Here is a 12200-nt window from a genome sequence, read left to right as displayed (position 1 = left end):
TGCGAGATCGAATTCCCGGAGCACGATAGCCAGGGCCACCGACATACTCCGCATCAAATACTCCACGTGGAATATACGGCGTGGAACAGTCCGCCCACAAGACCGCAGTATCGAACGGAAATGTGATCGGCGACATAGCAAAACGGCCCGAGCGCACCCGTTCGGGCCGTCGTGACCAGGGGATTCGCTAGAGCGCGTGGTTGTCCAACCAGGTGCGCGCCACCTCCGCGGCAGCGGCACCTTCGCCGACCTTGCGGATCATCGCCGCCAACTCGTCGGTCGTGAGCTCACCCGCGACGTAGTTCAGCTTCTTGATCTGCCGATCATCGAGCAGACCCTTGCGGTAGACCGCGAGCACATTCTCGGCTCGCACCGCGTAGTCGTTGTCGGCGAGGACCGTCAGCCCATCCGTCGCACCGGGGGCCAGCGCGGGCGGGCCGGTCAGGATTCCGGCCTGGATTTCGCCGTCCAGCAAGGCCGTTCGCAGCGCGGTCGCGTCCGGATAGGGCCTGGTGCCGGCGAAGTCGCAACCGGCAATCCGCACGGGCGCAGCTGCTCGCAGCACGCCGGGCACCGGTGCCACCCCGGCCTGGATTTCGCCACACCGCGGTGCGAGCGCGCCGATCGACCGCACGTCCTTGCCCGTCGCTTCGGTCAGCAGCACCCGCGCTCGCATATCCGTGCCGTCGGCCGGATCGGAGACCGCCAGCCCTTCCGGCAGCGACCGGTTCAACTCCTCGGTCACCGACAGCCGAACCGGTGCGGACTTGTCCGCCACCTCGGTCGTCACCTCGGGCTTGCGCGCCTGCGCATCGGCATTCAGAAAGGTGAGGAGTTCGCCGCTGTGTTCGCCGACCACCGTCACCATGCCCGCATCCAGCGCGGCCAGATAGTCCGCCCGATTACCGAGATCGGCGGTGACCGAGGTGCGCGCACCGGTCCGCGCCAACGCGCCCGCATAAATTTGCGCAAGCAGATTTGATTCCATCGAATCGCCCGCGCCGACCGCTATCGTCGGGCCCGAATCGTCGCTTCCGCAGGAAACAGCCAGCCCGACGGCCGTGACGACCACGAACCGTGCCAGCATCCGCCTCGACGCGGCCAACCCCATCCGGCGACACCAACCTTCGGTAGTGAACAGGAACTGCGTGCAGCGGGCAGTATGAACAACCAGAATGTACCGGGTGGCCGTGCGAGCACGGCTTCTCGCACCGCCCGTCATGCCGGAAGGACTCCAGTGAAAACCACGATCAACCCCGATGCCGCGCGGCACGGGCGGTTCGCGCTGCGGCTGACGCTGCGCGCCGCCCGCATTCTCGTTGCTGCCGCGGCATTGGCCGCCGCCATGATCCTGTCCGCCTGTGGCAACTCCGATCCGCTTGCGGCCAAGGGCAATTGCGAGGGCGACGGGCTGACCGTCGGCTCGGCGAACTTCCCGGAATCGGAAACGGTCGCGAATATCTACGCGGAAGCGTTGCGCGCCAACGGATTCAATGTCGACACCAAACTCAATATCGGTAGCCGCGAAGCGTATATCCCGGCACTGCGCCAGTGCGCGATCTCGGTGATTCCGGAGTACAACGGCAACCTGCTGCAGTACCTGGACAAGAACGCCACCGCGGCCAGCTCAGCCGATATCGACGCCGCCCTCACCAAAGCGCTGGGTTCCACGGGTTCGGGTTCCGATCTCGCCGTCGGCACACCGGCCCCGGGCCAGGACTCGGACGCGGTCGTGGTCACCAAGGCCACCGCCGAGCGCTGGAACCTGCACAGCATCGCCGATCTGGCCGCACATTCGGCCGAGGTGAAATTCGGTGCGCCCGCCGAATTCCAGGAGCGCGCAGGCGGTCTGCCCGGTCTGAAGAAGAACTACAACCTGGATATCGCGGCGAACAATTTCGTGCCGATCGCCGACGGCGGCGGACCCGCGACGGTGCGCGCGTTGGTCGAGGGCACGGTGACCGCGGCCAATATCTTCACCACCTCCCCGGCGATCGCGCAGAACAACCTGGTGGTCCTGGAGGATCCGAAGCACAACTTCCCCGCCCAGAATGTCGTGCCGCTGTTCAACTCCGCCAAGAAGACCGATAAGGCGCTCGCCGCGCTCAACGCGGTCTCCGCGAAACTCACCACCGACGAACTGCTGAAGCTCAACGAGGCGGTCTCCGGTAGCAGCAAGACCGAACCCAAGGCCGCAGCACAACAATGGGTCGCCGCCCAAGGGCTGAACAAGCCCACCGGGTAGGAGCCAGCATGTCCGATATCGAATTCAGCCGTATCAGCAAGACCTATCCGGACGGTACGCACGCCGTCTCCGAACTCGATCTACGCATCGAATCCGGTTCGTTCACCGTCTTCGTCGGACCGTCGGGCTGCGGCAAGACCACCTCGATGCGCATGATCAACCGGATGATCACACCCAGTTCGGGCACCATCACCGTTGGCGGCGCGGATATTTCGACGGTGAATCCGGTCGAGCTGCGGCTCGGTATCGGATACGTGATCCAGAGCGCCGGACTCCTGCCGCACCGCACTGTCATCGACAATGTCGCGACCGTGCCTGTGCTGCAAGGAGTTCGGCGCCGCGCGGCCCGCGCGGCGGCACTCGAGGTGCTGGACCGGGTCGGGTTGGACCGATCGCTGGCCAACCGGTATCCGGCCCAGCTCTCCGGCGGACAGCAGCAGCGGGTCGGGGTGGCCAGGGCGCTGGCCGCGGATCCGCCGGTGCTTTTGATGGACGAACCGTTCAGCGCGGTCGATCCGGTGGTGCGCGAGGAGTTGCAGGCCGAAATGCTGCGGCTGCAAGCGGAATTGCGCAAAACCATCGTCTTCGTCACCCACGACATCGATGAGGCGGTGAAACTCGGCGACCGGATCGCGGTGTTCGGACCGGGCGGCGTCCTCCAGCAGTACGACGAACCACAGCGCGTACTCGCCGCGCCCGCAACAGATTTCGTGGCGGGATTCGTCGGACGTGATCGCGGTTATCGCGCACTGTCGTTCCGCAGTGGGGATAGCCTGACACTGCACGCGATTCACACCGCGACCGAACCCGAACTCGCCGAATTGCGGCTGGACCGCGGCGAATGGGTATTGGTGGTCACTGATTCCGGCGTTCCGCGCGGGTGGATCGATGTCACCGGCGTAGAGAGCCTTCGGGCCGGGCGGGCATTGCACGACAGCATCGCCGCGGGTGGCTCGCTCTTCCCGCCGGACGGCGACCTCCGGCAGGCGCTGGACGCGGCGATCTCCTCACCGTCGGGAATCGGTGTCGCCGTTGACGATTCCGGCGCAGCTCGCGGTGGCATCCGGGCTCCGGAGGTACTCGATCAGCTCGCCGGGCAGCGCACGATGGAGGACGACGAGCGCAATCGGCATTTCTTCGAAACCGAAAACGCATGAAGTATCTGATCGACAACTTCTCCGAGATCATGGGTTTCACCAAGACCCATCTGTATCTCGCGTTGGTGCCGCTACTGCTCGGGCTGATCATCGCGATTCCGGTGGGCGCGTCGGTGCGCCGGATCTCCTGGCTGCGGCGCGTCACGGTGACGGCGGCCAGCCTGTCGTACACCATTCCGTCACTGGCCCTGTTCGTGATCATTCCGCCGCTGGCCGGGATTTCGACCATCGATCCGCTGAATGTGATCATCGCGCTCACCGTGTATTCGACGGCACTGCTGGTGATCGCGGTGCCGACGGCGCTGGATTCGGTGTCGCCCACCGTCATCGACGCCGCCGACGCCGTCGGCTTCAGTTCGCTGCGGCGCACCGTGACCGTCGATATGCCTTTGGCCATACCGGTTTTCGTCTCCAGCCTGCGCGTTGTGGTGGTCACCAATATCGCCATGGTTTCGGTCGGCGCGCTGATCGGTGTCGGCGGGCTCGGCAAACTCTTCACCCAGGGCTATCAGCGCGACTACCCGGACGAGATCATCGCGGGCATCATCGTGACACTGGCGCTGGCCTTGATCTTCGACCGCCTGGTGTACGTCATCGGGCGCTGGGCGACGCCGTGGACACGCGCGGACACCAGGACGGCGAAAGGCGCTGCGGCATGAACCTTTTCATCGATGCCTGGCACTACTTCACCGACGGCGCGAACTGGAGCGGCCCGGCGGGTATCCAACACCGCATCGCCGAGCACCTCTGGTACAGCTTCCTGACCGTCGTCGTCTCCGCGGCCGTCGCGCTCCCCCTCGGGCTGGTGATCGGGCACACCCGTCGCGGTTCCGCGCTGCTGGTCGGATTCGCCAATGCCATGCGCGCGCTGCCCACCCTCGGCCTGCTGACCTTCCTGGTGCTCGGCCTCGGACTCGGCCTGATTCCGCCGCTGCTCGCACTCGTCACGGTCGGCATTCCGCCGCTGCTGGCCGGCGCCTACGCCGGAATCGCCAATGTCGCGGCCGATGTCGTGGACGCCTCACGCGCCATGGGCATGACCGAGCGCCAGATCCTGTTCCGCGTCGAGGTCCCCAACGCGCTGCCGATCCTGCTCACCGGCCTGCGCGGGGCCACCCTGCAGGTCATCGCCACCGCCACCATCGCCGCCTTCGTCAACCTGGGCGGTCTGGGCCGCTACATCTTCGACGGCATCGCCGTCTACCGCTACGACCGGGTCCTCGTGGGAGCCCTGCTGGTCGCGGTCCTGGCCATGGTCATGGACGGCCTGCTGGCTTTCGCGGTCTGGGCCAGCGCGCCCGGCACGGGTCGCCTGCGTCGTACCTCTCAGCTGCCCGTGACACCTGCCGGAATCCTGCAGACCGCGGAATAGAGTTCAGGCATAGGGATCGGTGATCTCGCGCAGCCGGGCCATCGTCTCGCGCAGCTGCCGCATGCGCTGCGCACCGAGGTGCGTCGCCCACTCGGCCTCGATCCGATCGGCGACGGAGTTCGCGTACGCCGCCATCTTCGCCCCGCGTTCGGACAGCACGACCAACCGTGCCCGACCGTCGCTCGGGTCCGGCACGCGCTGCACATAGCCGGCGCGTTCGAGCTGATCGACCAGGAATCCGGCGGTTTGCTTGGTGACCTGGGCCTGCTCGGCCAATTCGGTCAGGCGGCTGCCATCGGGACCGATGCGCGCCGCGAGCCGCCCCTGGGCGACGGTGATGTCGTCGTATCCGGACTCGGCGAGGTCGGCGAAGATCCGGTCCTCCATCGATCGGTGGGCAATGAACATCAGCAGGCCCATCGCAATTCCGCTCGATCGCACGATCGAGATCGAACCAGCCGCCGCGGCCGCCGCGGCCGCCCATGCGGTAACCATCGGATGGCCGGTATGGGATAAACACCGCCTTGACGGCATCCGCCTGGTCGCATCCGACGTCGACTGGATCCACGGCAGCGGACCGGAGATCCGCGGCCCGATCACCGCACTGTTACTCCTGGTCACCGGCCGCGCAGCGGCAATGGACCTGCTGGCGGGCGACGGCGTGGCAGCGATGACCGCTCGCCTGCGCTGACCGCCCCGGCATTGACCAATGATGTGACATGGGTCACGATGTGACGTGGCCGCAGTAGTTTGCTTCGCGGATGCTCGACGCAGGATCGCGGAGCCGAATTCTGCGGGATCACTCATCCGAGACCAGGAGGCGTACCGTGAACAGTCGCTCTATGAAGGCGCGCGACATCATGCACGAAAACGCGGAGTGGATCCCCGCCGACGAAACGCTGGATCGGGCCGCGCAGATGATGCGCAGGCTGGATATCGGCGCGCTGCCGATCGGCAACGACGACCGGCTCATCGGCATGCTCACCGATCGCGACATCGTCGTGAAATGCATTGCGATGGGCCATGATCCGAGCAAGGTGCGGGCCGGGGATCTGGCCGAGGGCACCCCGCGCTGGATATCCGCCGATGCCGACGTCCGCGAGGTGCTGGACATGATGGAGCATGATCGGATCAAACGGCTGCCGGTGATCGACAACAAGAAGCGACTCGTCGGCATGATCTGCGAATCCGATATCGCCAAGAACCTCAGCGACGCCGAAATCGCAGAATTCGTCTCGGCCGTCTTCGTTCCGCACTGATCAACCCGCACAACGCAATACGGGGCTGCTCACCCGAGTGAGCAGCCCCGTATTTCCGGGTCGAAATCAGGCGACGCCCTCCGCACGGGCGGCGGCGGCCACCGCCTCGGCAACGGCCGGGGCGACGCGCGGGTCGAGCGGGCTCGGCACGATCTTGTCCGGGGCGATCTCATCGGCGACCACGCTGAGGATGGCGTCGGCGGCCGCGATCTTCATACCCTCGGTGATGCGGCGCGCGCCCGCGTCCAGCGCGCCCTTGAAGACGCCGGGGAACGCGAGGACATTGTTGATCTGGTTCGGGAAGTCGCTGCGCCCGGTGGCCACGATCGCGGCGTACTTGTGCGCGACATCGGGGTGGATCTCCGGATTCGGGTTCGACATGGCGAACACGATCGACTCCGGCGCCATCGAGGCGATCAGCTCCTCGGCGATGGTGCCCGCGGAGAGTCCGAGGAACACATCGGCGCCGTCCAGCGCCTCGGCCGCGCCACCGGCGAGACCGCGCGGGTTGGTGCGCTGCGCCAGCTCGGCCTTCACCTCGTTGAGGTCGCCGCGCTCGCGGTTCACGATGCCCCTGGAATCGAGCACGGTCACGTCCTTGACACCCGCGGCGAGCAGGATGTTCGTGCATGCGACACCGGCGGCGCCCGCGCCGGACACCACGACCTTCATGCCTTCGATGGCACGACCCTGCACCTTGGCCGCGCCATTGAGGGCGGCGAGCACCACGATGGCGGTGCCGTGCTGGTCGTCGTGCATGACGGGGCAGTCAAGGGCCTCGATGAGCCGCTGCTCGATCTCGAAGCAACGCGGCGCCGAGATGTCCTCCAGGTTCACCGCGCCGAAGCTCGGGCGCAGCCGGATGATGGTCTCCACGATCTCGTCGACGTCCTTGGTGTCCAGGACGATCGGGATCGAGTTCAGTCCGGCGAACTTCTTGAACAGCGCCGCCTTGCCCTCCATCACGGGCAGCGAGCCACGCGGACCGATGTCACCCAGACCGAGCACCGCGGTGCCGTCACTGACCACCACGACGAGCCGGTCGGTCCAGGTGTAGCGCTTGCACAGCGCCTCGTCTTCCGCGATGGCCAAGCTGACCTTCGCGACACCCGGGGTGTAGGCGATGGAAAGGTCGCGCTGGGTGTCCAGCGGCGCGGCGAGTTCGACCGACAGTTTGCCGCCTAGGTGGCCCGCGAAAATTTCTTCCTGGGTGATTTCGGAAAGGCTTGCGGTGGCATTCGCTGCGTCAGTCACAGATGACACGATTTCACTCCTGATCGGGTCGGACAAGCCGGGGGGACGGTTACCGCCGGGTACTCGGGTGTTAGCTGTTTCACAGGCTCATCGAGTGCGCTGACCGGGACATTTCGGGTCGAGCCGAGAGCATCGGAAATGCGACGATCTACTACCGAAACGTGGCGCGGCACTGATCCGCAGAGCGAAGGTCGGACGGGTGTGTCCGTACGAAACGTGCGGGGGGATCCTCGGGTCGCGACGGTGCGTCGCGAGGCGATGATCGCCGTTGTTCCCGAACCCGGCGGTGGCGTAGGCGGGAATCCGCAACATTCTGCCAGCCGGAGGACGCATTGCCAAACCGGCGTGTCGTGTCCCGGTCGAGCGTCATCTTTCGAGGGTAGGTCGCGGGAATTACCAGGGGGTAAGCAGAAACTCGCAGTTCGGCAGCGGTATCCGGTGAGCTGTCACAACGGGAACGGATCGGCCGCGGTGAGCTCCGGCCGGCCCGGAGGCTCGGGCATCATATCGGCAACTCCGGGGCGCACCCACACCGCCTCGAGTCCGCCGGAGGTCAGCCGCACCCGCCAATCCGCCGCCGCGCCTGGATGATCGGTGCGCCGGTGCATCCCGCGACTCTCCGTGCGCGCGAGCGCACTGTATTTGGTCCAGCGTGCCACCGCCAGCAGCGCCGCCGCCTGCCTGGCCCGCAACCGGTGCACGCCGAACCCGCCGAGATCGAAGTCGGCGCCCGGCCACATGGCGTCGAGCTCGCCGATGCTGTCGCGCAGACTTCCGGCGCTGCGCCAGTAGCTGCGCCGCAATGGCAGCGTGTGCTCCTGCACCAACCCGACCACCGCGCGCGGATCGATGCGGGCCACCGGATTCAGTCCCGCACCGGCCACCTCACGTACCGGACCCGGCACGCCGCGCCCACGTGCGTAGCGCGCGGCCCCTTTTCCGGCCCACACACCCGAGGCGATGGCCCATGCTCCGCCCTGACCGCCGAAGCCGCTGACCGCGCCGGTGATCGGCTCGCGCGTCATCACATCGCCCGCACCATAGAGGCCGGCCACCGTGGTCGCGCAGTCGGTCCCGCCTATGCACAACCCGCCGGTCCCGCGGACCGTCCCCTCCAGCACCGCGCGCAGCGGTACCCGGCGGGTGTGGTCGACCAGCCCCTGTCTGGAGAGCCAGCGCCGGACCGGGTAGGGCACATCATCCAGGGCCGCGTAGATCCGGCGGCCATCCGCGATCGCGGTGAATGCCGCCGAGCGATGTCCGGTGATCTCCGCACCGGATTCGTCGTAGAGCGTCGCGAAATGCAGTGCCAGCCCGGGAGCGAAGGCGGTGTCGCGGGGCGCGGGCACATGCGGCACCAGACCGTAGGCACTGGAGAATTCCATGCCGGACAGTTGCGCGCCCGCCTCGGCGGCCAGCAGCAGTCCATCGCCGGTATCCACATCGGTGCCTGCGCCGCCGGAGAGGAAGGCGCAGCCGCCGGTGGCGACGACGACCGCCCCGGCTCGGCCGGTCCAAGTCCGAAAGCCGTTGTGGCGCTGCACACCAACCGCACCGGCGACCGCGCCGTCGCAATCGACGAGCAGTTGCAGGGCGGGATGGTGATCGAGAATTCGGACTCCGGCTTCGAGCAGGCCGCGGCGCATCCGACGCAGATAGCTTGCGCCGTCGAGGCATACGCGCAATGGCGTTGCGCCGTTGCCCTCACCAGGAAACCGATAACCCCACGCCACGAGCTGTTCGACCCGCCGATGCGTTTCGTCGAGTACGCGCAGCATCCATTCCGGTTCGGCGAGTCCGCCGCCGTGCGCGTATGCGCGCCGCACCGCCTCGTCTCGCGCGGTCCCCGACGGGATATTCCACAGTGAGGTCGTCCCGGCGGCGGTCGGCCCGCTCGCGCCGCAGCGGCTCTTGTCGACGAGCGTCACCCGAGCGCCCGCGGTGGCGGCGGAGATGGCGGCCCAGGTCCCGGCGGGACCGCCGCCGAGCACGAGCACATCCGTCTCGAATTCCGTCACAAAGAGAAATGTTCGGCCACAATTCACGCGACCGCAACCATTCCCGATTTATCAGCTCCACCACTGCGTCCACAGCAATATCCCGGCGACAATAAAAACGACCACCGATCCGGAAAAAGCTGCCAAACCCCGATGACGATCTGAAAAAATTTGTGCGCCGAGCCCGACCGCCGAGGTGGCGACATGCCACGTCACCGATTCGCCGCCGGGTCCGGGAAAGCCGCGCCGAGCAGCTATTACCGCAGTCCCGATAACGACGAGGGCCAGCACGAACATCCCACCGGCGACGATTCCGCTGAGTCCGCGCAGCACTCTCACGAGGCGATCACCGGCACGCCCGTCGCTTTGCCCGCGAGTTCCTCGAATTGCGCGGGGTCGGTGGTGAATTCACCTAGCCGGATGGTTTTGTTGGAACCGTGATAGTCCGACGAACCGGTGGTGATGAGACCGAGTTCGGCGGACAACTCCGTCAGCAGCGCGCGATCGGCCGCGGAATGGTCCGGGTGATCGATCTCGAGCCCGCCGAGTCCGATCGTGGCCAGCTCGCGGATATCGTCGATCGCCAGCAGCCGTCCACGCTTACGCGCGCGGGTGTGCGCGAGCACACTGACCCCACCCGCGGTCGCGATCATCTCGACGGCCCGGCGCAGCGGTGTATCCGCCTTCTCCGCGTAGTAGGGGCCGTGCGGGGCCAGCAATTCGGTGAAGGCCGCGTCCACAGTCGGCACCACACCGGCCACGACGAGCGCGCGCGCCAGATGCGGACGCCCCGCCGACGGTCCGGCCGAGGCCAGGACCGCATCCGGATCGATGGGTAGTCCGTCGTCGCGCATGCGCTCGGCCATCGCGCGCAACCGCTCGACGCGTTCGGCGCGCAAGCGTTCCCGCTCGTCGGCGAAACACCGGTCGGTCGGGTCGAACAGGTAAGCCAACAGGTGCACCGGGACCGGCCACCCGTCCTCACCGAGCCCGATACACGACATCTCCATGCCGCGCACCAGCGTCAATCCCTTCGGTAGCGCGTCGACCGCCTCGGCCCACCCGGCGGTGGTGTCGTGGTCGGTGACGGCGACCACGTCCAGGCCGGCCGCGGCCGCGTTACGGACGAGTTCGGCCGGGGTGTCGGTACCGTCGGACGCGGTCGAATGGGTATGCAGGTCGATGCGCACGCCTTCTTTCATACCGTGCGCTCACCCGGCGCACGCACGCGCACGCGACGTAGCATCAACCCGTGCCATCTATTCCGCCGCTACCGTCGTTCCGCGGCCAGGGCCGAGTACGTACCCGAGTGCCCCATATCCCGGTTCCCACCGCACGTGCGGTGGTCGACTGTGCCGTGTACGTCGACGGCAGGCGGCTGCCCGGCCACTTCAGCCACGCGGACGCGATGGCCGAGGTCAGCAACCGGGGAACCGGATTCGTTTGGGTCGGACTGCACGAGCCGGACGAGTACCAGACGGCCGATATCGCGAAGGTCTTCGACCTGCATCCGTTGGCCGTCGAGGATGTCGTCCATGGTCATCAGCGGCCGAAGTTGGAACGCTACGACGACACTCTGTTCCTCGTCCTGCGCACGGTCAGCTACGTCCCACACGAAATCCATTCGGTCAGTGAGATCGTCGAGACCGGCGACATCATGGTCTTCACCGGACCCAATTTCACGGTGACCGTTCGGCGCGGCGAGCACACCGGACTCGCCGGTGTCCGAAAGGAATTGGAGGATCACCCCGAACAGCTCATGCTCGGTCCCGGTGCGGTGCTGCACGCGGTCGCCGACCATGTTGTGGATTCCTATGTGGCGGTGGCGCAGTCGGTCGAGAACGATATCGACGAGATGGAGGAAGAGGTCTTCACCCCGCGTAGCACGGTGACCATCGAATCGATCTACCAGCTCAAGCGAGAGGTCGTGGAGCTGCGTCGCGCGGTGAATCCGCTCGGCACCGCGCTCGAGGCACTCGGCCGCAACACCACAATGCCGTTGCCCAAAGAGATTCGGCGTTATCTACGCGATGTCGCCGACCACCACACCGCGGTGGCCGAGCGGATCAACGATTTCGACGAGGCACTCAGCGCACTGATCACCGCGGCGCTCGCCAAGGTCGGTGTCCAGCAGAATACCGACATGCGCAAGATCTCCGCGTGGGTCGCGATCGCGGCGGTGCCGACGATGATCGCCGGCATCTACGGGATGAATTTCACGCATATGCCGGGGCTGGAGGCAACCTGGGGCTTCTGGATCGTCATCGTGCTCACGCTCGCGATCTGCGCCGGGCTCTACGTCAATTTCCACCGCAACAACTGGCTCTGAGAACTACAGCGACGCAGCGCCTCTCGCCGGATCGTGCACATCGATCCCGGCCTCGGCCCACGCGTCACGCAACGCCTGTGCCCCGCGCACCCGCACCCATGCCGCCTCGGTCGCGGTCACCGGAACCACCGCGAAATACCGCACCGGTTCGGCGGGTTCGGGCAGCGCGACCTCGGGAATATCGCTGTCCCCCAACAACACCGCGGTGAACGGCGCATCGCGCCACATCGGCTCGCCCAGATCGAGCAGCGCATCGGCTTGCAGCACAACACCTTCCACGGCGGGCGCCGCGACGAGCACGCCGAGGGTGCGGGCAAGTCCGGAACTCGGACCGACCCCCGCACGCAGCGTCAGCACCAATTCGGCCCGCGGCCCGCGCACCGGATCGGCGTGCAGGTCACCGGGATCGCCCATGGGATGACGTGATCCGCCGAGGGTCACGTAGTGCACCAGCTCGTCGCCGGGAATGCGCAGAATCTCGATGGGCTCCAGACCGAGGAAGGTCACCGACGCGGAGTCGACGCCCGTCGAGGCGGCACCGAAGTGATCCAGCACCTCGGTGCGGACCTTGTCTACAACTTCCATGC

General features: G+C 66.7%; 14 protein-coding genes. 7 read left to right on the top strand and 7 right to left on the bottom strand.

The features are described from left to right. Positions 1-187: 187 nt before the first annotated feature. Positions 188-1111 carry a glycine betaine ABC transporter substrate-binding protein gene (locus tag ACQPYR_RS07835; RefSeq protein WP_433629358.1) on the bottom strand — a complete coding sequence of 308 codons (924 nt, stop codon included), beginning with the start codon at positions 1109-1111 and terminating at the stop codon, positions 188-190. A 186-nt stretch (positions 1112-1297) separates the two neighbouring features. Between ACQPYR_RS07835 and ACQPYR_RS07830 the strand changes: the two genes are divergently transcribed. Genes ACQPYR_RS07830 through ACQPYR_RS07815 form a run of 4 tightly spaced genes read left to right on the top strand, consistent with a single transcriptional unit; the run spans position 1298 to position 4774 of the window. Then, positions 1298-2245 (top strand): ABC transporter substrate-binding protein, encoded by a 948-nt coding sequence (locus ACQPYR_RS07830; RefSeq protein ID WP_433635051.1) that lies wholly within the window; start codon positions 1298-1300, stop codon positions 2243-2245. An 8-nt stretch (positions 2246-2253) separates the two neighbouring features. Further along, complete coding sequence (locus ACQPYR_RS07825; protein ID WP_433629355.1) at positions 2254-3402, top strand: ABC transporter ATP-binding protein; 1149 nt, start codon at positions 2254-2256, stop codon at positions 3400-3402. Beyond that, positions 3399-4061, top strand: a complete 663-nt coding sequence (locus ACQPYR_RS07820; RefSeq protein WP_433629353.1) for an ABC transporter permease — start codon at positions 3399-3401, stop codon at positions 4059-4061. Before ACQPYR_RS07825 ends, ACQPYR_RS07820 begins: the two co-directional genes overlap by 4 nt. Next, on the top strand, positions 4058-4774 hold the full coding sequence (locus tag ACQPYR_RS07815; protein ID WP_433629350.1) for an ABC transporter permease: 717 nt from the start codon (positions 4058-4060) through the stop codon (positions 4772-4774). The genes ACQPYR_RS07820 and ACQPYR_RS07815 overlap by 4 nt, the downstream gene beginning before the upstream one ends. Before the next feature lie 3 nt (positions 4775-4777). Here ACQPYR_RS07815 and ACQPYR_RS07810 read toward each other — a convergent pair whose 3' ends face one another. Continuing rightward, a complete protein-coding gene (locus ACQPYR_RS07810; protein WP_433629348.1) occupies positions 4778-5194 on the bottom strand; it encodes a MarR family winged helix-turn-helix transcriptional regulator in 417 nt (138 codons plus the stop codon). Here ACQPYR_RS07810 and ACQPYR_RS07805 point away from each other — a divergent pair. Together ACQPYR_RS07805 and ACQPYR_RS07800 are read left to right on the top strand one after the other, a co-directional pair. After that, positions 5175-5465: a hypothetical protein gene (locus ACQPYR_RS07805; protein ID WP_433629345.1), complete on the top strand. Its 291-nt coding sequence runs from the start codon at positions 5175-5177 to the stop codon at positions 5463-5465. The two genes, ACQPYR_RS07810 and ACQPYR_RS07805, sit on opposite strands and share 20 nt — an antisense overlap. 151 nt (positions 5466-5616) lie before the next feature. Continuing rightward, positions 5617-6033 (top strand): CBS domain-containing protein, encoded by a 417-nt coding sequence (locus ACQPYR_RS07800; protein ID WP_433635050.1) that lies wholly within the window; start codon positions 5617-5619, stop codon positions 6031-6033. A gap of 66 nt (positions 6034-6099) precedes the next feature. On the opposite strand, the gene ACQPYR_RS07795 is transcribed toward ACQPYR_RS07800, so the two are convergent. From ACQPYR_RS07795 to ACQPYR_RS07780, 4 genes are all read right to left on the bottom strand, one after another. Continuing rightward, positions 6100-7296: an NAD(P)-dependent malic enzyme gene (locus ACQPYR_RS07795; protein ID WP_433629342.1), complete on the bottom strand. Its 1197-nt coding sequence runs from the start codon at positions 7294-7296 to the stop codon at positions 6100-6102. Positions 7297-7733: 437 nt separating this feature from the next. Next, entirely contained in the window at positions 7734-9305 is a 1572-nt protein-coding gene (locus ACQPYR_RS07790) for an FAD-binding protein (RefSeq protein WP_433629339.1), read from the bottom strand. A 51-nt stretch (positions 9306-9356) separates the two neighbouring features. Further along, positions 9357-9617: a hypothetical protein gene (locus ACQPYR_RS07785; RefSeq protein WP_433629337.1), complete on the bottom strand. Its 261-nt coding sequence runs from the start codon at positions 9615-9617 to the stop codon at positions 9357-9359. Between the two features lie 2 nt (positions 9618-9619). Continuing rightward, positions 9620-10474 (bottom strand): PHP domain-containing protein, encoded by an 855-nt coding sequence (locus ACQPYR_RS07780; RefSeq protein WP_433635049.1) that lies wholly within the window; start codon positions 10472-10474, stop codon positions 9620-9622. Between the two features lie 62 nt (positions 10475-10536). Between ACQPYR_RS07780 and ACQPYR_RS07775 the strand changes: the two genes are divergently transcribed. Next, complete coding sequence (locus tag ACQPYR_RS07775) at positions 10537-11613, top strand: magnesium and cobalt transport protein CorA (RefSeq protein ID WP_433629334.1); 1077 nt, start codon at positions 10537-10539, stop codon at positions 11611-11613. Positions 11614-11616: 3 nt separating this feature from the next. Here the strand turns inward: ACQPYR_RS07775 and ACQPYR_RS07770 are convergent, their stop codons facing one another. Beyond that, positions 11617-12198, bottom strand: coding sequence for a suppressor of fused domain protein (locus tag ACQPYR_RS07770; protein ID WP_433629332.1), 582 nt, complete (start codon positions 12196-12198; stop codon positions 11617-11619). Between the last annotated feature and the right edge of the window lie 2 nt (positions 12199-12200).

The sequence above is a fragment of the Nocardia sp. CA-120079 genome (genome assembly GCF_050955745.1).
Lineage (GTDB): Bacteria > Actinomycetota > Actinomycetes > Mycobacteriales > Mycobacteriaceae > Nocardia.
The sequence above is the reverse complement of the archived record's forward strand: the minus strand, read 5'-3'. Positions and strand labels throughout refer to the sequence as shown.